Source organism: Streptomyces sp. SL06, assembly GCF_058244745.1.
In genome coordinates this window covers 5514813-5536244 of record NZ_JBSYOT010000002.1, presented here as the reverse complement: position 1 = coordinate 5536244, position 21432 = coordinate 5514813, and the positions used below count along the sequence as shown (strand labels likewise).

Genomic DNA, 21432 nt, shown 5'->3' with positions numbered 1-21432 from the left:
TGGGACCGTGCGCCTTGCGGCTTCCTACGGTCCTAACGGGTGGACCCGGCGTCAGGTGTTGCTCGGTCCCCCGACCTGGATGCCGGCCATGCGGGACCACTCGTAGGGGCCCGTGGTCACCTTGGCCGCGAACTCGCCGTCGAAGTCCTCGTGGACGGTGACCCCGGACTTCTCCACGGCCTTCCGGGCGGCTTCGACGGAGGGTGCGACCAGGTCGCCCCAGGTGCCGTCCTCGCCGACGAGCACGATCCGGGCGCCGCGTTCACCGAGGTGGGCCACCTGGGCCTCGGCGCCGCCGTGCGCCCTGGCGAAGGAGCCGATCCACCGGGCGAGCCGGGTCACCCGGTGCTCGGCCCACCGCTCGGCCCATCCGGCCTTCGTGTCAACCTGCTGCGTGTCTGCCATGCCCAGGATGCTACCGACGGGTAGATCGAACGGCGACGGGCGGGGTGCGTGGCCTTGACCACGCACCCCGCCCGTCGGACGTGCCCGAAGAGAGGCGCTCAGCGCAGGAAGGGGTCCACCGCGATGGCGAGGAACAGCACCGACACATAGGTGATGGACCAGTGGAACAGCCGCATCTCCTTGAGCTTGCCGCCGGTGACCTCGGCCCTGGCGCGGTTCTGCAGCCCGTGCGCCTCCCACAGCCACATGCCGCCCGCCGCCAGCGCGACCGCCGTGTAGAACCAGCCGGTGTAGCCCAGCGGCGTCAGCAGCAGCGACACCACGACCATCACCCAGCTGTAGATGACGATCTGCCGGGCGACGACCTTGTTGGAGGCGATGACCGGGAGCATCGGCACGCCCACGCGCGCGTAGTCCTCCTTGACCTTCATGGACAGCGGCCAGTAGTGCGGCGGCGTCCAGAAGAACATCACCCCGAAGAGGATGACCGGCGCCCAGGACATCGAGTTGGTGACGGCCGACCAGCCGATGAGCACGGGCAGGCAGCCGGCGATGCCGCCCCAGACGATGTTCTGCGAGGTGCGGCGCTTGAGGATCATCGTGTAGACGACGACGTAGAAGAGGAGCGCGCCGAGCGAGAGCCAGGCCGACAGCCAGTTGACGGTGAGGCCGAACAGCACCGTCGAGACGACGGCCAGGGCGATGCCGAAGGCGAGGCACTCGGGCGGGCTGACCATGCCGGTCACCAGCGGGCGCTGCGAGGTCCGGTCCATCAGCGCGTCGATGTCGCGGTCGATGTACATGTTCAGCGCGTTGGCGCCGCCGGCGGACAGATAGCCGCCGACGCAGGTCAGCAGCACGAGCCGGAGATCCGGGACACCCTGTTCGGCGAGGAACATCACCGGAACGGTGGTGATCAGCAGAAGCTCGATGATCCGCGGCTTGGTCAGCGCCACGAACGCCTTGACACGGGCCCCGAACGGCCGGTGACTCGGGCTCTGGCTCGTCCCGATAACCCCCGCAGGACGGGATTCAACGGCCGTCACGCACACCCCTGACAGAGACATCCCAGCAAGCCCGACCGTGTGAAGTGGCGGTAAAGGCTCGCGCGTACCACGCCACTTTAGACGTTGCCCGTACCTCGGCCTTCGCGGGGGTGGGGTCGTGTTGGAGGGGGTGCTCCGACGTGCGTTCGGAGGGTCGATTGAGCAGTCGGATGAGCGGCTCCGTATTCACTTGCCGAATGCCGTTTCACCCAGTCGACAAGCGGATCCAGAAGAGTCCCGTCACTCTGGTTTCCGACGGAAAAACGCACGTACTTACGGGGGTAGGCTCGACAATGGCCGGCCGACTCACGGACGCGCCGGCAGCCGGTGGCGCCACGCGCACCGGCATCCGACATGTGGAGAGGAGCCCTGACTCAGGGTGAGCACCAAGCCGACCACCACAGACCTCGAGTGGACCGAACTGGACCAGCGGGCCGTGGACACCGCCCGCGTCCTGGCCGCCGATGCCGTACAGAAGGTTGGCAACGGCCATCCGGGTACGGCGATGAGCCTGGCGCCCGCCGCGTACACCCTCTTCCAGAAGGTGATGCGGCACGACCCGGCCGACGCGAACTGGGTCGGACGCGACCGTTTCGTGCTGTCCGCCGGCCATTCGTCCCTGACTCTCTACACGCAGTTGTACCTGGCCGGCTTCGGCCTGGAGCTGGCGGACCTCAAGTCCTTCCGCACCTGGGGCTCGAAGACCCCGGGCCACCCGGAGTACGGCCACACCACCGGCGTGGAGACGACGACCGGCCCGCTGGGCCAGGGTGTCGCCAACGCGGTGGGCATGGCGATGGCCGCCCGCTACGAGCGAGGTCTGTTCGACCCGGAGGCCGCGTCGGGCGAGTCCCCGTTCGACCACTTCGTCTACTGCGTCGCCGGCGACGGCTGCCTCCAGGAGGGCATCTCCGCCGAGGCCTCCTCCCTCGCGGGCCACCAGAAGCTCGGCAACCTGGTCCTGCTGTGGGACGACAACCACATCTCGATCGAGGGCGACACCGAGACCGCCGTCTCCGAGGACACGGTCAAGCGGTACGAGGCGTACGGCTGGCACGTGCAGCGCGTCGCCCCGAAGCCGGACGGCGACCTGGACCCGTACGCGATCTACGACGCGATCCAGGAGGCGAAGCGGGTCACCGACCGGCCGTCCTTCATCGCCATGCGCTCGATCATCGCCTGGCCCGCCCCGCACGCGCAGAACACCGAGGCCGCGCACGGCTCGGCGCTCGGCGACGACGAGGTCGCGGCCACCAAGCGCGTCCTCGGCTTCGACCCGGAGAAGTCCTTCGAGGTCCCCGACGAGGTCATCGCCCACACCCGGCAGGCACTTGAGCGGGGCCGGGCGGCCCGCGCCGGGTGGGAGAAGTCCTTCCAGCAGTGGCGGGACAGCAACCCCGACCGCGCCGCCGAGTACGAGCGCGTCGCCCAGGGCGAACTGCCCAAGGGCTGGGAGGAGAAGATCCCGGTCTTCGAGGCGGGCCAGGGCATCGCCACGCGTGCCGCGTCCGGCAAGGTGCTCCAGGCGCTCGGCGCGGTCGTCCCGGAGCTGTGGGGCGGCTCGGCCGACCTGGCCGGCTCGAACAACACGACGATCGACAAGACCTCGTCCTTCCTCCCGGCGGGCAACCCGCTGCCCGAGGCGGACCCGTACGGCCGCACCATCCACTTCGGCATCCGCGAGCACGCGATGGCCGCGGAGATGAACGGCATCACGCTGCACGGCAACACCCGCGTCTACGGCGGCACCTTCCTGGTCTTCTCCGACTACATGCGCAACGCGGTGCGGCTGTCGGCGCTGATGCACCTGCCGGTGACCTACGTGTGGACGCACGACTCCATCGGTCTGGGCGAGGACGGTCCGACCCACCAGCCGGTCGAGCACCTCGCCGCGCTGCGCGCCATCCCGGGTCTGAACGTGGTCCGCCCGGCCGACGCCAACGAGACCGCCATCGCCTGGCGCGAGATCATGCGCCGCTGGACCAAGGAGTTCGGCAAGGGCCGGCCGCACGGCCTCGCCCTCACCCGCCAGGGTGTGCCGACGTACGAGCCCAACGAGGAAGCGGCCAGGGGCGGCTATGTGCTGTTCGAGGCCGAGGGCGGCGAGGCGCGGGTCGTCCTCATCGCCACCGGCTCCGAGGTGCACGTCGCGGTGGCGGCGCGCGAGCAGCTCCAGGCCGACGGGGTGCCGACCCGCGTGGTGTCCATGCCGTCCGTCGAGTGGTTCGAAGAGCAGGACCAGGGGTACCGGGACAGCGTCCTGCCCCCGTCCGTGAGGGCCCGGGTCGCGGTGGAGGCCGGGATCGGCCTGACCTGGCACAAGTACGTGGGGGACGCCGGCCGCATCGTCTCCCTGGAGCACTTCGGTGCTTCGGCCGACGCCAAGGTGCTCTTCCGCGAGTTCGGCTTCACCGCCGAGAACGTGGCCGCCGCCGCCCGGGAATCGCTCGCCGCAGCCCAGCGCTGACCCTCACACACGATACGTAGGAGATGCATTTTCCATGACAGACGCACTCAAGCGCCTCTCCGACGAAGGCGTCGCGATCTGGCTGGACGACCTGTCGCGCAAGCGGATCACGTCCGGCAACCTCGCCGAGCTGATCGACCAGCAGCACGTCGTGGGCGTCACCACCAACCCGTCGATCTTCCAGAAGGCGATCTCGCAGGGCGACGGCTACGACCAGCAGCTCACCGACCTCGCCTCCCGCAGGGTCACGGTCGAAGAGGCCATCCGCATGATCACCACGGCGGACGTCCGCGACGCCGCCAACGTCCTGCGCCCCGTCTTCGACGCCACCGGCGGCAAGGACGGCCGGGTCTCCATCGAGGTGGACCCGCGCCTCGCGCACAACACCAGGGCGACGGTCGCCGAGGCCAAGCAGCTCGCGTGGCTGGTGGACCGGCCCAACACGTTCATCAAGATCCCGGCGACCGAGGCGGGCCTTCCGGCGATCGCCGAGACCATCGGCCTCGGCATCAGCGTCAACGTCACGCTGATCTTCTCGCTGGAGCGCTACCGCAAGGTCATGGACGCCTTCCTGACCGGCCTGGAGAAGGCCGCCGAGCGCGGCCTCGACCTCTCGCAGATCCACTCGGTGGCGTCCTTCTTCGTGTCCCGCGTGGACACCGAGATCGACAAGCGGATCGACGCGCTCGGCACCGACGAGGCCAAGGCCCTGCGCGGCAAGGCCGCCGTCGCCAACGCCCGGCTCGCCTACCAGGCGTACGAGGAGGTCTTCGCCTCCGACCGCTGGAACGCCCTGGAGCGGGCCGGCGCCAACCGGCAGCGTCCGCTGTGGGCGTCGACCGGCGTCAAGGACAAGGCGTACAGCGACACCATGTACGTCACCGACCTGGTCGCGCCCAACACCGTGAACACCATGCCGGAGGCCACCCTGGAGGCCACCGAGGACCACGGCGAGGTCACGGGCGACACCGTCGCCGGCACCTACGAGCAGGCCCGCGCCGACCTGGACGCGGTCGAGAAGCTCGGCATCTCCTACGACGAGGTGGTCCAGCTGCTGGAGAAGGAGGGCGTCGACAAGTTCGAGGACGCCTGGACCGACCTGCTGAAGTCGACCGAGGCGGAGCTGAAGCGCCTCGCCCCCTCGGAGGGCTAGGACATTGTCAAGCGGCAATCCGCTGCGTGACCCCGCAGACCGACGGCTCCCGCGCATCGCGGGGCCGTCGGGTCTGGTCATTTTCGGCGTCACCGGTGACCTCTCCCGCAAGAAGCTCATGCCCGCCGTGTACGACCTCGCCAACCGGGGTCTGCTTCCGCCGGGCTTCTCGCTCGTCGGTTTCGCCCGCCGCGACTGGGAGGACGAGGACTTCGCCCAGGTCGTGCACGACGCCGTCAAGGAGCACTCCCGCACGCCGTTCCGCGAGGAGGTCTGGCAGCAGCTCATCCAGGGGATGCGCTTCGTCCAGGGCACCTTCGACGACGACGACGCCTTCGAGCGGCTGCGCGGCACCATCGAGGAGCTGGACAAGGCGCAGGGCACGAGCGGCAACTTCGCCTTCTACCTCTCGGTGCCCCCGAAGTCCTTCCCGGTGGTCATCCAGCAGCTCAAGAAGCACGGTCTCGCCGACCAGTCGAGCGGTTCCTGGCGCCGTGCGGTGATCGAGAAGCCGTTCGGCCACGACCTGAAGTCGGCCGAGGAACTCAACGCGCTGGTGCACGAGGTCTTCGCCCCCGACCAGGTCTTCCGCATCGACCACTACCTGGGCAAGGAGACCGTCCAGAACATCCTGGCGCTGCGCTTCGCGAACACGATGTTCGAGCCGATCTGGAACCGCTCCTACGTCGACCATGTGCAGATCACCATGGCCGAGGACATCGGCATCGGCGGCCGGGCCGGCTACTACGACGGCATCGGCGCCGCCCGCGACGTCATCCAGAACCACCTGCTCCAGCTGATGGCCCTGACCGCGATGGAGGAGCCCGCCTCCTTCGACGCGGACGCGCTGGCCGCGGAGAAGACCAAGGTGCTCGGCGCGGTCCGGCTCCCCAGGGACCTGGGCCGCGACACCGTACGCGGCCAGTACGCGGCCGGGTGGCAGGGCGGCGCCAAGGCCGTCGGCTATCTGGAGGAAGAGGGCATCGACCCCAACTCGAAGACCGACACCTACGCGGCCATCAGGGTCGGCATCGACAACCGCCGCTGGGCGGGCGTCCCCTTCTACCTGCGCACCGGCAAGCGGCTGGGCCGCCGGGTCACCGAGATCGCGGTCGTCTTCCAGCGGGCCCCGCACTCCCCCTTCGACCAGACGGCCACCGAGGAACTCGGCTCGAACGCGATCGTCATCCGCGTCCAGCCCGACGAGGGCGTCACCGTCCGCTTCGGTTCCAAGGTGCCGGGCACCTCGATGGAGATCCGGGACGTGTCCATGGACTTCGCGTACGGGGAGTCCTTCACGGAGTCCAGCCCGGAGGCGTACGAGCGCCTCATCCTGGACGTGCTGCTCGGCGACGCCAACCTCTTCCCGCGCACCGAGGAGGTCGAGCTGTCCTGGAAGATCCTCGACCCGATCGAGGAGTACTGGGACCGGCACGGCACCCCGGCCCAGTATCCGGCCGGCACCTGGGGGCCCGTCGAGGCGGACGAAATGCTCGAACGAGACGGACGGAGCTGGCGTCGGCCATGAAGACAGAGCTGACGGACACCACGGCCAGCAAGATCAACAAGGCGCTGGTGCTGGGGCGCCGGGCCATCGGCACCCCGGCCATCGGCATGGTGCTCACGCTGGTCATCGTCACCGACGAGGAGAACGCCTACGACGCGCTGAAGGCCGCGAGCGACGCCGCGCACGAGCACCCCTCGCGCACGCTCGTCGTCATCAGGCGCGTCTCGCGCTCCCCCCGGGACCGCACCCAGTCCCGGCTGGACGCCGAGGTGCGCCTCGGCGCGGACGCGGGCACCGGCGAGACGGTCGTGCTGCGGCTGTACGGCGACGTCGTCGACCACGCCCAGTCGGTGGTCCTGCCGCTGCTGCTGCCGGACGCGCCGGTGGTGGTGTGGTGGCCGGTGAACGCGCCGCTGGACCCGGCCGGTGACCCCCTCGGCGCACTGGCCCAGCGCCGGGTCACCGACACCTACGCCTGCGAGGAGCCGATACGGGAGCTGGTGTCCCGCGCCGACGCCTATGCGCCGGGCGACACCGACCTGTCGTGGACCCGCATCACGCCGTGGCGTTCCATGCTGGCGGCGGCCCTGGACCAGGTCGACTGCGAGGTGCAGGAGGTGGAGGTCGAGGGCGAGGAGTTCAACCCGAGCTGCGAGCTGCTCGCGATGTGGCTCGCGGACCGGCTGGACGTGCCGGTGAAGCGCTCGATGTCCGGCGGCCCGGGTCTGACGGCGGTCCGGCTGGGCACCGACTGCGGTCCGGTCGTCCTGGACCGGGCCGACGGCTCGCTCGCCCACCTGTCCATCCAGGGCCAGCCGGCGCGCGCGGTCGCCCTCAAGCGCCGTGAGACGGCCGAGCTGCTCGCGGAGGAGCTGCGGCGGCTCGACCCGGACGACACATACGCCTCGGCGCTGCGTTACGGGGTGAACCGGCTGAACGCGCCGGCCAAAGGAGGCTCCGGGCAGGGCGGCGGAGTCCTCACGGTCGCCGCTTCCGGCGGGGCGGCTGCGAAAGCTCCCGCACAGGACACGGCGCAGGAGGCGGCACCGGTGAGGGGGGCGACGGCGCAGTGAGTGACACCCCCCAGCTGGTCGTGCACCGGGACAAGGAGCTGATGGCCGAGGCCGCGGCGGCCCGGCTGATCACGAAGATCGTGGACGCGCAGGCCTCCCGGGGCAGCGCGTCCGTGGTCCTCACCGGTGGCCGCAACGGCAACGGGCTGCTCGCCGCGCTCGCCGGGTCACCGGCCCGGGACGCCGTCGACTGGGGCCGGCTCGACCTGTGGTGGGGCGACGAACGCTTCCTGCCGGAGGGCGATCCGGAGCGCAATGTCACCCAGGCGCGCGAGGTGCTGCTGGACTCGGTGCCGCTGGACCCCGAGCGGGTGCACGCGATGCCGGCGTCCGACGGCCCCCATGGGGCGGACGTGGAGGCGGCGGCCGCCGCCTACGCACAGGAGCTGGCCACGGCGTCCGTCCCGGAGAACCACGCCGCGGTGCCGGGTTTCGACGTGCTGCTGCTCGGCGTCGGCCCGGACACCCATGTGGCGTCGCTCTTCCCGGAACTGCCCGCGGTGCGTGAGACGGAGCGCACGGTGGTCGGCGTCCACGGCGCCCCCAAGCCGCCGCCCCTGCGCGTCTCCCTGACCCTGCCCGCGATTCGCGCGGCCCGTGAGGTGTGGCTGCTCGCGGCGGGCGAGGACAAGGCGAACGCGGTCGCGATGGCCCTCTCGGGCGCGGGCGAGGTCCAGGCCCCCGCGGCGGGAGCCCGCGGCCGGGCCCGCACCCTGTGGCTCCTGGACTCGGCGGCGGCCTCACAACTGCCGAGATCGCTGTACCCACCGGCGTCGGCATAACCCGGCCCGGGGGCGGCAGCCCTCCGGGGACGCGAAGAGGAAGGGGCGGCGGGGGTGAAAACCCTCGCCGCCCCTTCCGCGTCCTCACGCCCGCCCGCGCAGCTCCCGGTAGGCCGCGACCAGCGCCCGCGTGGACGCGTCCAGTCCCGGCACCTCCGCGCCCCCGGTGAGCGCCGGCTCGACCCGCTTGGCGAGCACCTTCCCCAGCTCCACGCCCCACTGGTCGAAGGAGTCGATGTTCCACACCGCCCCCTGTACGAACACCTTGTGCTCGTACAGCGCGACGAGCTGCCCCAGCACCGACGGAGTCAGCTCACGGGCGAGGATGGTGGTCGTCGGGTGGCCGCCCCGGAAGGTCTTGTGCGGGACCAGTTCCTCCGGCACGCCCTCGGCCCGTACCTCGTCCGGTGTCCTGCCGAAGGCGAGCGCCTGGGTCTGTGCGAAGAAGTTGGCCATCAGCAGGTCGTGCTGGGCCTTCAGCTCGTCGCTCAGCCCGGCCACCGGCTCGGCGAAGCCGATGAAGTCCGCCGGGATCAGCTTGGTGCCCTGGTGGATGAGCTGGTAGTAGGCGTGCTGCCCGTTGGTGCCCGGCGTGCCCCAGACGACCGGTCCGGTCTGCCAGTCCACCGCGCGCCCGTCGCGGTCGACGGACTTGCCGTTGGACTCCATGTCGAGCTGCTGGAGATAGGCGGTGAACTTCGACAGGTAGTGCGAGTACGGCAGCACGGCATGCGACTGGGCGTCGTGGAAGTTGCCGTACCAGATACCCAACAGGCCCATCAGCAAAGGCACGTTGGACTCGGCGGGCGCGGTGCGGAAGTGTTCGTCGACGACGTGGAAGCCGTCGAGCATCTCCCGGAAGCGGTCCGGGCCGATGGCGATCATCAGGGAGAGGCCGATCGCCGAGTCGTAGGAGTACCGGCCGCCGACCCAGTCCCAGAACTCGAACATGTTGGCCGTGTCGATGCCGAACTCCGCAACCTTGCCGGCGTTCGTCGACAGCGCGACGAAGTGCTTGGCCACGGCGCTCTCGTCACCGAGCGCGTGCAGCAGCCAGGTACGGGCGGAGGTGGCGTTGGTGACAGTCTCGATGGTGGTGAACGTCTTGGAGGCGATGACGAACAGCGTCTCGGCCTGGTCCAGGTCGCGGGTGGCCTCGTGCAGGTCGGCGCCGTCGACGTTGGAGACGAAGCGGACGGTCAGCTCGCGGTCGGTGAAGGCACGCAGTGCCTCGTAGGCCATGGCGGGGCCGAGGTCGGAGCCGCCGATGCCGATGTTGACGACATTGCGGATGCGCTTGCCGGTGTGGCCGGTCCACTCGCCGGAGCGGATCCGGTCGGCGAAGCCGGCCATCCTGTCGAGCACGGCGTGCACCCGGGGCACGACGTTCTCGCCGTCGACCTCGATCACCGTGTCCCGCGGGGCGCGCAGCGCGGTGTGCAGCACGGCGCGGTCCTCGGTGGTGTTGATCCGCTCGCCGCGGAACATGGCGTCGCGCAGGTCGAACACGCCGGTGGCGACGGCCAGTTCCCGCAGCAGCCGCAGGGTCTCGTCGGTGACGAGGTGCTTGGAGTAGTCGACGTACAGGTCTCCCACCCGCAGCGCGCGGCCGGTGCCGCGATCCGGTTCGGCGGCGAACAGCTCACGCAGCCGCACCTCGCCGAGTTCCTCGCGGTGCTTGGCCAGCGCGGTCCATTCGGGCGTCTGGTTGAGCCTGGTACGGCCGTCTGCGTTCATGTCGGACTTCAGCCTCTTCCTTGGGTGTCCCAGCTGTCCCGGCTGTCCCAACCTAATTGATCAGGGGGGAAGAAGACCGGGAGAGTCGCAAGGAGACCGGGGGAGCGGCCGGGGAGTCCGGGTCTAGATCTCGCCCCGCAGTTTGGCGAGCGCCTCGGCGAGGATCGCCTCGCCGTCCGCGTCGCTGCGGCGCTCGCGCACGTACGCCAGGTGGGTCTTGTAGGGCTCGGTGCGGGGCGGGTCCGGTGGGTTGTCCCGGTCCTGTCCGGCGGGGAAGCCGCAGCGCGGGCAGTCCCAGGTCTCCGGGACCTGGGCGTCGCTCGCGAAGCTCGGCTGTGTCTCGTGTCCGTTGGAGCACCAGAAGGAGATGCGCAGACGCGGCGCGGACTCGCCGCGCTCGGCCTCGCCCATCGGCCCCGCCCCGACCCGGCTTCCCCGGATCGCGTTGCCACTTGCCACGGTCGTAACTCCCTGCGTGATGGTGCCGCAAAACGAGTCGGCGTTTCGCTTCGCCGCGAGCGCCTCAGTCTACGTAAGGCCCAACGCGCGTCCAGTGATTGGAGTTGCGAGCCCAAACGACAAGACGCAGGCCCCATGATAGGCCGCGCCGTGAAGCGCGTACCGTACATGGGGCCTTACGAGCAAAAGTGCGTGCCGTGTGTGCGGCGCTGATCAGTTGTCCGCGATCAGTTGTTCGCCTTCATCACCAGGCCGAGCACCATGATGCACGCGAACCAGAGCAGACCGACCACCACGGTGATCCGGTCGAGGTTGCGCTCGGCGACCGAGGAGCCGCCGACGGACGACTGCATACCGCCACCGAACATGTCGGAGAGGCCGCCGCCCTTCCCCTTGTGCATCAGCACCAGCAGCATCAGCAGCAGGCTGAAGACGATCAGGGCGATCGAGAACCCCAAAACCACGGCTGGACCAACTTCCTCGGACTCGGATGAACGACGGGGGCATGGTGGCGGGCCTCCATGCCCCCGCAAGGGTACGACGTATCGCCGCTAGCGCATACTCACCGGTCAACCTACTGGTCGACCTACTGGTCGCGGAAGCGCACGATCTTGACGAACTCGTCCGAGTCCAGCGAGGCACCGCCGACCAGGGCACCGTCGATGTCGGGCTTCGCCATGATCTCGGCGACGTTGCCGGACTTGACCGAGCCGCCGTACTGGATGCGGACCTTGTCGGCCAGCTCCTGCGAGTACAGCTCGGCGAGCTTGCCGCGGACGGCCGCGCAGACCTCCTGGGCGTCGTCGGCGCCGCAGACCTTGCCGGTGCCGATGGCCCACACGGGCTCGTAGGCGATCACGAGCGTCTCGGCCTGCTCGGCCGGGACGTCCTTCAGCGCGCCCTCGACCTGGGCGAGGGTGTGGGTGACGTGGTTGCCCGCCTCCCGGACGTCCAGCTCCTCGCCGACGCACAGGATCGGGGTCAGGCCGTGCTTATAGGCGGCCTTGATCTTGGCGTTGACCAGCTCGTCGGTCTCGGCGTGGTACTGCCGGCGCTCGGAGTGGCCGATCGCGACGTAGGTGCAGCGCAGCTTGGCGAGCATCGGGCCGGAGATCTCGCCGGTGTAGGCGCCGCCGTCGTGGGCGGAGATGTCCTGGGCGCCGTACTTGACCTTGAGCTTGTCGTGCTCGACCAGGGTCTGCACGGAGCGCAGGTCGGTGAAGGGTACGAGGACGGCGACCTCGACGGCGTCGTAGTCCTTGTCCGCGAGGGCGAAGGCGAGCTTCTGGACGTGGGCGATGGCCTCGAGGTGGTTGAGGTTCATCTTCCAGTTGCCCGCCATCAGCGGCGTGCGGGTGCTCATGTGAGGTCAGTCCTCCAGTGCGGCGAGGCCGGGGAGCGTCTTGCCCTCGAGGTATTCGAGGGAGGCGCCGCCGCCGGTCGAGATGTGGCCGAATGCATTCTCGTCGAAACCGAGCGTACGCACGGCCGCGGCGGAGTCGCCGCCGCCGACCACGGTGAAGCCCGGGGCCTCGACGAGTGCCTGGGCGACCGCTCTGGTGCCCTCGGCGTAGTCGGGGTGCTCGAAGACGCCCATGGGCCCGTTCCAGAAGACGGTGGCGGCGTCGGCGAGCTTGGACGCGTACAGCTTGCGGGACTCGGGGCCGATGTCCAGACCCAGCTGGTCGGCCGGGACGGCGTCCGCGGCGACGGTGGTGGGGTGGGTCGGCGCCTTGGCCTTCAGGTCCGGGAACTCGGTCGAGACCAGGACGTCGACGGGCAGGACCAGCTCGACGCCGGTCTTCTCCGCGCGCTCGATGTACTCCCTGACGGCCGGGATCTGGTCCTCCTGGAGGAGGGAGATGCCGACCTCGTACCCCTTGGCCTTGAGGAAGGTGTACGCCATGCCGCCGCCGATGAGGATCCGGTCGGCCCGGTCGAGGAGCTGGTCGATGACGGCGAGCTTGTCGGAGACCTTGGCACCGCCGAGGGCAACGACGTACGGGCGCTGCACGTGGTCGGTGAGCTTCTTGAGGACGCCGACCTCGGTGGCGATGAGGTAACCGGCGTAGTGCGGCAGCCGCTTGGGGAGGTCGAAGACCGAGGCGTGCTTGCGGTGCACCGCGCCGAAGCCGTCGCCGACGTACACGTCCGCGAGGCCGGCCAGCCGGTCGGCGAAGGCGCCGCGCTCGGCGTCGTCCTTGCTGGTCTCACCGGCGTTGAAGCGCAGGTTCTCGATGACGGCGATCCGGCCGTCGGCGAGGCCGGCCACCGTGGACTGGGCGGAGGCGCCGACCGTGTCCTTAGCGAAGGCGACCTCGGAGCCGAGGAGTTCACCGAGGCGGGCGGCGGCCGGGGCGAGGGAGAAGGCAGGGTCCGGGACGCCCTTGGGGCGGCCCAGGTGCGAGGCGACGATCACGCGGGCGCCCGCCTGCGCCAGGGCCTTGACGGTGGGCACCACGGCGCGGATACGGCCGTCGTCGGTGATGGTGGTGCCGTCCAGCGGCACGTTCAGGTCGGCGCGGACGAAGACGCGCTTGCCCGCGACGCCTTCGGAGAGCAGTTCGTCGATCGTCTTCATGCTGAGGGCTCCTGGGTTCTCGGATCGCTCGTGATCCTACGAGGGCTGGTCGCGGCGGACGCGACGCAGGGCTCGGGCAGCGCGGCCTTGCGCTGCCCGAGCCCTGCCACCGCATCGCGGTGCCTGCTGAAGTCGATCAGAGCTGGTCGCCGACGAAGACCGTGAGGTCGACGAGGCGGTTCGAGTAGCCCCACTCGTTGTCGTACCAGCCGAGGATCTTCACCGTCTTGCCCTCCTGGACCATGGTCAGGGAGGAGTCGAAGGTGCAGGAGGCCGGGTCGCCGACGATGTCCGAGGAGACGATGGCGTCCTCGGTGTAGAACAGGAAGCCCTTGAGGTCGCCGCCGTCGGCGGCCTTCTTGAACGCGGCGTTGACCTCGTCCTTGGTGACCTCGCGCTGGAGTTCCACGACCAGGTCGGTGGCCGAGCCGGTGGGCACCGGGACGCGCATGGCGATGCCGTCGAGCTTGCCCTTGAGCTGCGGGAGGACCAGGGCGGTGGCCTTGGCGGCACCCGTGGTGGTCGGGATGATGTTCTCCGCGGCGGCACGGGCGCGGCGCAGGTCCTTGTGCGGGAAGTCCAGGATCCGCTGGTCGTTCGTGTACGCGTGCACCGTCGTCATCAGGCCCTTGACGATGCCGAAGTTCTCGTCGAGGACCTTGGCCATCGGCGCCACACAGTTGGTGGTGCAGGAGGCGTTGGAGATGATGTGGTGGTTGGCCGGGTCGTACTTGTCCTGGTTGACACCCATCACGATGGTGATGTCCTCGTCCTTGGCCGGGGCCGAGATGAGGACCTTCTTCGCGCCGCCGGCGATGTGCTTCTCGGCGTCGGCCTTCTTGGTGAAGATGCCGGTCGACTCGATCACGATGTCGACGCCCAGCTCGCCCCACGGGATGTCGGAAGGGTCGCGCTCGGAGAGGACCTTGATGGTCCTGCCGTCGACGGTGATGGTGTCCTCGGTGTGCGAGACCTCCTGCTTGAGGCGGCCGAGGATGGTGTCGTACTTGAGCAGGTGGGCGGTGGTCGCGGTGTCACCCAGGTCGTTGACAGCCACGATCTCGATGTCCGCACCCTGCTCCAGCAGCGCGCGGAAGTAGTTGCGACCGATGCGGCCAAAGCCGTTGATGCCTACGCGGATCGTCACGAACCGATCTCCTCGTTGGTACGCCGGCCCGATGTGCCGGCGAGCTGTGTTTGGGATGTCCCCGACCACCTCCGACCCTACCTCTCCACGGCGTCGGGGGTGACATCGAGACGGCCCATACCCGGCACGGCGGTCCGTACCCGCCGGTAGAGGTACGGACCGCCCCGGGCATGGGGACCGATCACCCGATTTGGCTACACCGTGCCACTCCCCGCTGTACCGGGATTCACTCGTTCAGGGCATGCAACGCCCGCCGGACCAGGGCCGCGCGGGCGGCCGGTTCGGTCAGGTGCTCCAGGCCGAAGACCAGCAGCACGGTGTCGTCGGTGGTGACCGCGCCGTACGTCTGGAAGAGGGTGCCGGTGCGGGCCCAGTCCTTCGGGGCGGCGGGGCTGCCGGCCGGCGGCCCGGGGACCCGCCAGGCGCCCGGCGAGGTCTCGAAGCCCTCGGTCCCGGTCGCCGTGCCCCGGGCGACCAGCGAGGTCTCGTCGGCGAGGACGCCGCGTCCCCCGCTGCCGGGGTCGGTGACGTAGGCGATCAACACCTCGACGGACTTCCCGGCGTAGCCGCTCAGATCGAACTCGACCTGGTTCCAGCCCCCGGAGGCGCCGGTGAGGGTGTTCCGCCGTCCGGTGGTGCCGGTCGGGGCGCACCCGTCGTCGGACAGGGCGAGGCAGTGCTCCAGCCAGGGGTGCTCCGCCAGGTGGAACCCGGCCGCGTGCTCCGCGGGCACGTGCCGGTGGCGCCGCCCGCCTCGGGGAGCGTGGTCCAGTCGTCCGCGCCGGTGGTGTGCGCCTCGACCAGGGCGTGGTCGTAGCCGCGCTCGGTGTCCCACAGCAACCGGGCACGGAGCATGGGCCGGTCGGAGGCGCCGGCACCGGTGAGGTCGACGGTGCGGGTGAGGCGCTTGTAGGAGTCGTCGCTGTGCACGGCCGCGGCCATCCACTCCCCCGCGTAGGGCCCGTACGGGTTGACCGTCCCGGCGAACTTCCCGGCGCCCGCGCTCGCGAACTGCGGGTGGGTGCCGGCGGGCAGCGCGTCCGAGGTGACTCCGTAGGTTCCGGCGGCGTCCAGCGGGTTGCCGGGGGCGTCACCGAGCGCGCAGCCGGTTCCGTCGAGCGCGCCGGAGCCGGTGAACCCGGTGGCGCCGGTGGTCGAGGTGCGGGTGTGGGCGCCCAGGCAGTACTGGCTGAAGTCGTCGGACAGGGTGCCGCCGCCGAGGTCGACGGTGCCGCCGGCCCGCCGGCCGGCCTCGATCAGCGCGGCGCCCTCGTTGAGGAAGACGCGCAGTTGGAGCTGAGTGGCGTTGCCGGGCAGCGCGCCGCCCGTGTAGTGGACGACGGTACGGAAGTGGTTCAGGACGCCGAGCGTGTCGGGGGCGCCCTGTGCGGCAACGTCCCAGACGGCCGCCCGCCGCCCGTTGGCCTCGATGGCGTCCACGTATGTCTGTGCCCCGGTGGCCTCGGCGCCCTCCTCGGCGACGACGAGGACATCCGCGGGAGGCCGTTCGGCGATCGTGTAGGTGAAGTGCGTGCTCTCGGTGCGTGTGCCGCTCTCCGTCCCGCCGGTGAACCAGACCTCCACCCGGTCGCCCCGGTCGCCGTCCTCGACCCGGGCCCGGCACTCGTCGAAGTACAGGTTGTCCTCGCCGCCGTATCTCTCGCCGCCCCGCCAGGGCTTCAGACACCTCATGATCGGGTCAAGGGCGCCGACAGGACACGCGAAAGCCGGTGCCGATCACCCAAGTGGGCGTCGGCACCGGCCTGTTGGCGGTCTCCTCGCGGCCCGGCCGACTCGCCTCGGGTCAGCCGACGAGGTTGTCGGCCAGCTCCTCGCCGAGGTTGGCGTCGGTGCCGGGGATACCGAGGTCCGAGGCCCGCTTGTCGGCCATGGCCAGCAGGCGGCGGATGCGGCCGGCGACGGCGTCCTTGGTCAGCGGCGGGTCGGCGAGGGCGCCCAGCTCCTCCAGGGAGGCCTGCTTGTGCTCCATGCGCAGCCGGCCCGCGGCGGCGAGGTGCTCGGGCACGTCGTCGGCGAGGATCTCCAGGGCCCGCTGGACCCGGGCACCGGCGGCGACGGCCGCGCGGGCGGAGCGGCGCAGATTGGCGTCGTCGAAGTTGGCGAGCCGGTTGGCGGTGGCGCGGACCTCGCGGCGCAGCCGCCGCTCCTCCCAGGCCAGCACCGACTCGTGGGCGCCGAGCCGGGTGAGCAGGGCGCCGATCGCGTCGCCGTCGCGGACCACGACCCGGTCCACGCCGCGCACCTCGCGGGCCTTGGCGGCGATCGACAGCCGGCGGGCGGCGCCGACCAGTGCGAGCGCGGCCTCGGGACCCGGGCAGGTCACCTCCAGGGACGAGGAGCGGCCGGGCTCGGTGAGCGAACCGTGCGCCAGGAACGCCCCGCGCCAGGCGGCCTCGGCGTCGCAGGTGGCCCCCGAGACCACCTGCGGCGGCAGGCCGCGGATCGGCCGGCCCCGGCCGTCCACCAGGCCGGTCTGCCGGGCCAGCTGGTCACCGCCGGCGACCACCCGGACGACGTAACGCGAACCGCGGCGCAGACCGCCCGGTGCCATCACGATCAGCTCGGAGCTGTGCCCGAAGATCTCCAGGATGTCCTGCTTGAGCCGGCGTGCCGCTCTCGCCGTGTCCAGCTCCGCCTCGATCACAATGCGCCCGCTCACCAGGTGAAGGCCGCCGGCGAACCGCAGCATGGCGGAGACCTCCGCCTTTCTGCAGCAGGTACGGGTGACGGGGAGCCGGGAGATCTCGTCCTTCACCGCTGCCGTCATCGCCATGGGCCGATCCTTCCATGCATCCGAAAAATACGGTCGTACGCGGCGGCCAGCAGCTCCGGGTCGTGCCTCGGGGTCCCGTCGGCTCGGGCTACCGGAGCCAGCTCGACCGCGGCGCCGAACCGTTTCGCGGCATCGGTGAGCGAGTCACGGTCGGGCACGGCGGCCTCGTCGGCCAGCACCACGTCCAGGGCGAGTTTAGGGGCGTGTCGTCCCAAAACCTCCAAATGACGCTGCGGAGAGAAGCCCTCTGTTTCTCCGGGCTGCGGGGCGAGGTTCAAGGAGAGCACCCGGCGCGCCTTCGTCTCGACCAGCGCGTCCAGCAGATCGGGCACAAGGAGGTGCGGGATGACCGAGGAGAACCAGGACCCGGGTCCGAGCACCACCCAGTCGGCGTCCAGAACGGCGTCGACCGCCTCGTGGACGGCGGGCGGGTCGTTGGGCACCAGGTGCACGGACTGCACCTCGCCGGGCGTGAGCGCCACGGTCGCCTGCCCCCGTACGGTCACCACCTCGTCGGGCCGGTCCGGGTCGTGGCCCCGGACCAGGGCCTGGAGTTCCAGCGGCACGGCGGACATGGGCAGCACGCGCCCGTGCGCGCCGAGCAGCTTGCCGACCAGATCCAGTGCCTGGACATGGTCGCCGAGCTGCTCCCACAGGGCGACGATCAGCAGATTGCCGACCGCGTGTTCGTGCAGGTCGCCCTGGGACTGGAAGCGGTGCTGGATGACGCGGGCCCAGGTCTGGCCCCAGTCGTCGTCGCCGCACAGCGCGGCCAGCGCCTTGCGCAGGTCGCCGGGCGGCAGGACGCCCAGCTCGTCGCGCAGTCGCCCGCTGGAGCCGCCGTCGTCGGCCACGGTGACGACGGCGGTGAGGTCGCCGGTGATCCGGCGCAGTGCGGCGAGCGAGGCGGACAGACCCATGCCGCCGCCGAGGGCGACGACCTTGGGCTGGGCGCCCCGGCGGCGCGGCTTGCCGCCACGCGCCTGTTCCGGCCGGACGGCGCGGGCGTCGGCGGGTCGGCCGCCGCGCCCCTCGGGTACCACCCGGCGCAGCCTGCTCAGCCGCGGAGTACGGCCTGTCATTCCCGGCCCATGTCCCGGTGGACGACCACCGTCTCCACGCCCTCGGCGGCGAGCCGGGCGGCGAGCTTCTCCGACATGGCCACGGACCGGTGCTTGCCGCCGGTGCAGCCGACGGCGACGGTCACATAGCGCTTGCCCTCGCGACGGTAGCCCGTGGCGATCAGCTGGAGGAGTTCGGTGTAGCGGTCGAGGAACTCCTTGGCCCCCGGCTGGTTGAGCACGTACGACGACACCTCCTCGTTCAGGCCGGTGAACGGGCGCAGCTCCGGGACCCAGTGCGGATTGGGCAGGAAGCGCATGTCCACGACCAGGTCGGCGTCGACCGGGAGGCCGTACTTGAACCCGAAGGACATCACGGTGGCCCGCAGCTCGGGCTCCTCCTCGCCGGCGAACCGGGCGTCCATCTTGGCGCGCAGCTCGTGCACATTGAGGCTGGAGGTGTCGATCACCAGGTCGGCGTCGCCGCGCAGCTCGCGCAGGAGTTCCCGCTCGGCGGCGATGCCGTCGACGATGCGGCCGTCGCCCTGGAGGGGGTGCGGGCGGCGCACCGACTCGAAGCGGCGCACCAGGGCCTCGTCGGAGGACTCCAGGAAGACGATCCGCCGGGTGACGCCGCGGGCGTCGAGGTCCGCGAGGGATTCGCGCAGGTTGTCGAAGAAGCGCCGGCCGCGGACGTTCGACGACGACCGCGATGCGGGCCACGTTGCCCTGCGAGCGGGCGCCCAGTTCCACCATGGTGGGGATCAGCGCGGGCGGGAGGTTGTCGACGACGAACCAGCCCAGGTCCTCCAGGCACTTCGCAGCCGTCGAGCGGCCGGCGCCCGACATGCCGGAGATGATCACCAGTTCGGGGATGGCCGCGTCGTGCGCCCCGGGTTTCTCCTTGCCCGTACTCACCTGTGCTCCGTTGTCCTGGCGCGGTTCGGAGCCGGCCTGCTGCGGGCCCGCCTCCTCGCCGGTCGTGCGGTGGGCCTGTTCTCGTCCCGTTGTGGGCTCTGCCTCGTGCTCGGTCATCTCTCCTGGCCCCGTCGTTCGTCCGGGGTGCCCGCGGACACGGACTCCCCCGGGGCGTCCCCCGCCGTCTCGGGTGCCCCGTCCTCGTCATCCATGATCTCTCCGGTCGCCGTGTTCACGGCGGGCGCGGCCGGGGCCGCCCGAGCGAGGGCCACGGCGACCGTCTCGGCCGTCTTGCGGCCTATGCCGGGCACCTCGCAGATCTGGTCGACCGTCGCCGACCGTAGCTTCTTCACCGAACCGAAGTGCTTGATCAGGGCCTGTTTGCGGGTCTCCCCCAGGCCGGGCACGTCGTCCAGCGGGCTGGAGCGGAAGCGTTTGGCGCGCTTGGTGCGCTGATAGGTGATCGCGAAGCGGTGGGCCTCGTCACGGACCCGCTGCAACAGGTACAGGCCCTCGCTGGTGCGGGGCAGGACGACCGGGTCGTCCTCGCGGGGCAGCCAGACCTCCTCCAGCCGCTTGGCGAGACCGCAGACGGCGATGTCGTCGATGCCCAGCTCGTCCAGGGCCCGCTGGGCGGCGGCGACCTGCGGTTGCCCGCCGTCGACGACGACGAGCTGGGGCGGGTAGGCGAACCGCTTGGGGCGGCCGTCGTCGTCCTTGAGGGCCGGGCCGTCAAGAGCGGCGGCCCGGCCGTCCGCCGCGGGGTGACCGTCCACGGCGGCTCCGCCGTCCGCCCGCTGCCCCCCGTCGGCGTCGGCGTCGGCAGCGGCGGCGGCGAGTCCCTCCTCGTCCGCCCACTCGCCGGTCCGTTCCTTCTCGGCGAGGTAGCGGCGGAAGCGGCGGGTGATGACCTCGTGCATGGAACGGACGTCGTCCTGCCCCCTGAAGCCCTTGATCTGGAAGCGCCGGTACTCGCTCTTGCGGGCCAGTCCGTCCTCGAAGACGACCATGGAGGCCACAACGTCGTCGCCCTGGAGGTGCGAGATGTCGTAGCACTCGATCCGGAGCGGCGCGCTGTCGAGGCCGAGGGCTTCTGCGATCTCCTCCAGGGCGCGCGAGCGCGTCGTCAGGTCGGAGGCGCGCTTGGTCTTGTGCAGGACGAGCGCCTGCTGGGCGTTGCGCTGGACGGTCTCCATCAGCGCCTTCTTGTCGCCGCGCTGCGGGATGCGCAGGGACACACCCGACCCCCGGCGGTCCGTCAGCCACTGCTGGACGGGCTCGACCGGGTCCGGCAGCGCGGGGACCAGGACCTCCTTGGGGACGGCGTCCCCGCTCTCCTCGCCGTACAACTGCTGGAGGGCGTGTTCGACGAGGGCGCCGGTGGTGATCTCCTCCACCTTGTCGGTGACCCAGCCGCGCTGGCCGCGCACGCGTCCGCCGCGCACGTGGAAGATCTGGACGGCCGCCTCCAGCTCGTCCTCGGCGACCGCGATCAAGTCGGCGTCGGTGGCGTCGGCGAGCACGACCGCGCTCTTCTCCATGGCCTTTCTGAGGGCTCCGATGTCGTCGCGCAGGCGCGCCGCCCGCTCGTACTCCATCTCCTCGGCCGCGTCGGTCATCCGCCGCTCCAGGCGGCGCAGATAGGTGCCGGTGCGGCCGGCCATGAAGTCGCAGAACTCCTCGGCCAGCTCCCGGTGGTCCTCGGCGGAGATCCGCTCCACGCAGGGCGCGGAGCACTTGCCGATGTAGCCGAGCAGGCAGGGGCGGCCGGTGCGGGCCGCGTTCTTGAAGACGCCGGCCGAGCAGGTGCGTACCGGGAAGACGCGCAGCAGGAGGTCGACCGTGTCGCGGATCGCCCAGGCGTGTCCGTACGGCCCGAAGTAGCGCACGCCCTTCTTCTTGTGGCCGCGCATCACCTGGACCCGCGGGAACTCCTCGTTCATCGTCACCGCGAGATAGGGGTAGCTCTTGTCGTCGCGGTACTTCACGTTGAACCGGGGGTCGTACTCCTTGATCCAGGAGTACTCCAGCTGGAGCGCCTCGACCTCCGTGGACACCACCGTCCACTCCACGGACGCGGCCGTGGTGACCATGGTGCGGGTGCGGGGGTGCAGGCTCGCCAGGTCCTGGAAGTAGTTCGCCAGGCGCTGGCGCAGGCTCTTCGCCTTTCCGACGTAGATCACCCGGCGGTGCTCGTCACGGAACCTGTACACCCCCGGGGAGTCCGGGATCTCTCCCGGCCTGGGGCGGTAGCTGGAGGGGTCGGCCATGACTCACACCCTACTGGCGGGGACCGACACCG

The 21432-nt window shown here is 70.7% G+C and carries 16 protein-coding genes and 2 pseudogenes; 5 read left to right on the top strand and 13 right to left on the bottom strand.

Translation table 11 applies throughout. The features are described 5' to 3' along the window. Positions 1–51: 51 nt before the first annotated feature. Positions 52–405, bottom strand: a complete 354-nt coding sequence (locus AC4IHM_RS25315; protein WP_490869300.1) for a hypothetical protein — start codon at positions 403–405, stop codon at positions 52–54. 98 nt (positions 406–503) lie between these two features. After that, positions 504–1472: a heme o synthase gene (locus AC4IHM_RS25310; protein WP_490869299.1), complete on the bottom strand. Its 969-nt coding sequence runs from the start codon at positions 1470–1472 to the stop codon at positions 504–506. A 358-nt stretch (positions 1473–1830) separates the two neighbouring features. Here AC4IHM_RS25310 and tkt point away from each other — a divergent pair, with 358 nt between their 5' ends. From tkt to pgl, 5 genes are read left to right on the top strand one after another with little or no spacing between them, the layout of a single operon-like run. After that, complete coding sequence (tkt, locus tag AC4IHM_RS25305; RefSeq protein WP_490869298.1) at positions 1831–3918, top strand: transketolase; 2088 nt, start codon at positions 1831–1833, stop codon at positions 3916–3918. Positions 3919–3952: 34 nt separating this feature from the next. Next, positions 3953–5071, top strand: coding sequence for a transaldolase (tal, locus tag AC4IHM_RS25300; RefSeq protein WP_490869297.1), 1119 nt, complete (start codon positions 3953–3955; stop codon positions 5069–5071). A gap of 4 nt (positions 5072–5075) precedes the next feature. Continuing rightward, on the top strand, positions 5076–6599 hold the full coding sequence (gene zwf, locus AC4IHM_RS25295) for a glucose-6-phosphate dehydrogenase (RefSeq protein ID WP_490869296.1): 1524 nt from the start codon (positions 5076–5078) through the stop codon (positions 6597–6599). Further along, complete coding sequence (opcA, locus tag AC4IHM_RS25290; protein WP_490869295.1) at positions 6596–7651, top strand: glucose-6-phosphate dehydrogenase assembly protein OpcA; 1056 nt, start codon at positions 6596–6598, stop codon at positions 7649–7651. The genes zwf and opcA overlap by 4 nt, the downstream gene beginning before the upstream one ends. Beyond that, positions 7648–8433 carry a 6-phosphogluconolactonase gene (gene pgl / locus AC4IHM_RS25285; protein WP_490869294.1) on the top strand — a complete coding sequence of 262 codons (786 nt, stop codon included), beginning with the start codon at positions 7648–7650 and terminating at the stop codon, positions 8431–8433. The genes opcA and pgl overlap by 4 nt, the downstream gene beginning before the upstream one ends. A gap of 84 nt (positions 8434–8517) precedes the next feature. Here the strand turns inward: pgl and pgi are convergent, their stop codons facing one another. The 11 genes and pseudogenes from pgi to uvrC form a co-directional block, all read right to left on the bottom strand. Beyond that, positions 8518–10170, bottom strand: a complete 1653-nt coding sequence (gene pgi, locus AC4IHM_RS25280; protein WP_490869293.1) for a glucose-6-phosphate isomerase — start codon at positions 10168–10170, stop codon at positions 8518–8520. A 123-nt stretch (positions 10171–10293) separates the two neighbouring features. Further along, positions 10294–10629 (bottom strand): RNA polymerase-binding protein RbpA, encoded by a 336-nt coding sequence (locus AC4IHM_RS25275; RefSeq protein ID WP_003976875.1) that lies wholly within the window; start codon positions 10627–10629, stop codon positions 10294–10296. 227 nt (positions 10630–10856) lie between these two features. Beyond that, on the bottom strand, positions 10857–11093 hold the full coding sequence (secG, locus tag AC4IHM_RS25270) for a preprotein translocase subunit SecG (RefSeq protein WP_432136079.1): 237 nt from the start codon (positions 11091–11093) through the stop codon (positions 10857–10859). 122 nt (positions 11094–11215) lie between these two features. After that, positions 11216–11992 carry a triose-phosphate isomerase gene (tpiA, locus tag AC4IHM_RS25265; RefSeq protein WP_490869292.1) on the bottom strand — a complete coding sequence of 259 codons (777 nt, stop codon included), beginning with the start codon at positions 11990–11992 and terminating at the stop codon, positions 11216–11218. Between the two features lie 6 nt (positions 11993–11998). Then, positions 11999–13210: a phosphoglycerate kinase gene (locus AC4IHM_RS25260; protein WP_490869291.1), complete on the bottom strand. Its 1212-nt coding sequence runs from the start codon at positions 13208–13210 to the stop codon at positions 11999–12001. Positions 13211–13346: 136 nt separating this feature from the next. Then, positions 13347–14357 carry a type I glyceraldehyde-3-phosphate dehydrogenase gene (gap, locus tag AC4IHM_RS25255; protein WP_490869290.1) on the bottom strand — a complete coding sequence of 337 codons (1011 nt, stop codon included), beginning with the start codon at positions 14355–14357 and terminating at the stop codon, positions 13347–13349. A gap of 226 nt (positions 14358–14583) precedes the next feature. Next, positions 14584–16040: pseudogene (locus AC4IHM_RS25250) on the bottom strand (zinc carboxypeptidase); the annotation flags it as partial. A 121-nt stretch (positions 16041–16161) separates the two neighbouring features. Then, a complete protein-coding gene (gene whiA, locus AC4IHM_RS25245; RefSeq protein WP_490869289.1) occupies positions 16162–17151 on the bottom strand; it encodes a DNA-binding protein WhiA in 990 nt (329 codons plus the stop codon). Next, a complete protein-coding gene (locus AC4IHM_RS25240; protein WP_490869288.1) occupies positions 17142–18233 on the bottom strand; it encodes a gluconeogenesis factor YvcK family protein in 1092 nt (363 codons plus the stop codon). The genes whiA and AC4IHM_RS25240 overlap by 10 nt, the downstream gene beginning before the upstream one ends. After that, a pseudogene (gene rapZ, locus AC4IHM_RS25235) lies at positions 18230–19247 on the bottom strand (RNase adapter RapZ). Before rapZ ends, AC4IHM_RS25240 begins: the two are co-directional and overlap by 4 nt. Then, positions 19244–21400, bottom strand: a complete 2157-nt coding sequence (uvrC, locus tag AC4IHM_RS25230; RefSeq protein ID WP_490869287.1) for an excinuclease ABC subunit UvrC — start codon at positions 21398–21400, stop codon at positions 19244–19246. Before uvrC ends, rapZ begins: the two are co-directional and overlap by 4 nt. Positions 21401–21432: the final 32 nt, after the last annotated feature.

Bases quoted from the DNA above. Each gene is read 5' to 3' on its own strand.
- AC4IHM_RS25315 (WP_490869300.1), bottom strand. From the start codon at position 405: ATGGCAGACACGCAGCAGGTTGACACGAAGGCCGGATGGGCCGAGCGG.
- AC4IHM_RS25310 (WP_490869299.1), bottom strand. From the start codon at position 1,472: ATGTCTCTGTCAGGGGTGTGCGTGACGGCCGTTGAATCCCGTCCTGCG.
- tal (WP_490869297.1), top strand. From the start codon at position 3,953: ATGACAGACGCACTCAAGCGCCTCTCCGACGAAGGCGTCGCGATCTGG.
- opcA (WP_490869295.1), top strand. From the start codon at position 6,596: ATGAAGACAGAGCTGACGGACACCACGGCCAGCAAGATCAACAAGGCG.
- pgi (WP_490869293.1), bottom strand. From the start codon at position 10,170: ATGAACGCAGACGGCCGTACCAGGCTCAACCAGACGCCCGAATGGACC.
- tpiA (WP_490869292.1), bottom strand. From the start codon at position 11,992: ATGAGCACCCGCACGCCGCTGATGGCGGGCAACTGGAAGATGAACCTC.
- AC4IHM_RS25260 (WP_490869291.1), bottom strand. From the start codon at position 13,210: ATGAAGACGATCGACGAACTGCTCTCCGAAGGCGTCGCGGGCAAGCGC.
- whiA (WP_490869289.1), bottom strand. From the start codon at position 17,151: ATGGCGATGACGGCAGCGGTGAAGGACGAGATCTCCCGGCTCCCCGTC.
- AC4IHM_RS25240 (WP_490869288.1), bottom strand. From the start codon at position 18,233: ATGACAGGCCGTACTCCGCGGCTGAGCAGGCTGCGCCGGGTGGTACCC.
- uvrC (WP_490869287.1), bottom strand. From the start codon at position 21,400: ATGGCCGACCCCTCCAGCTACCGCCCCAGGCCGGGAGAGATCCCGGAC.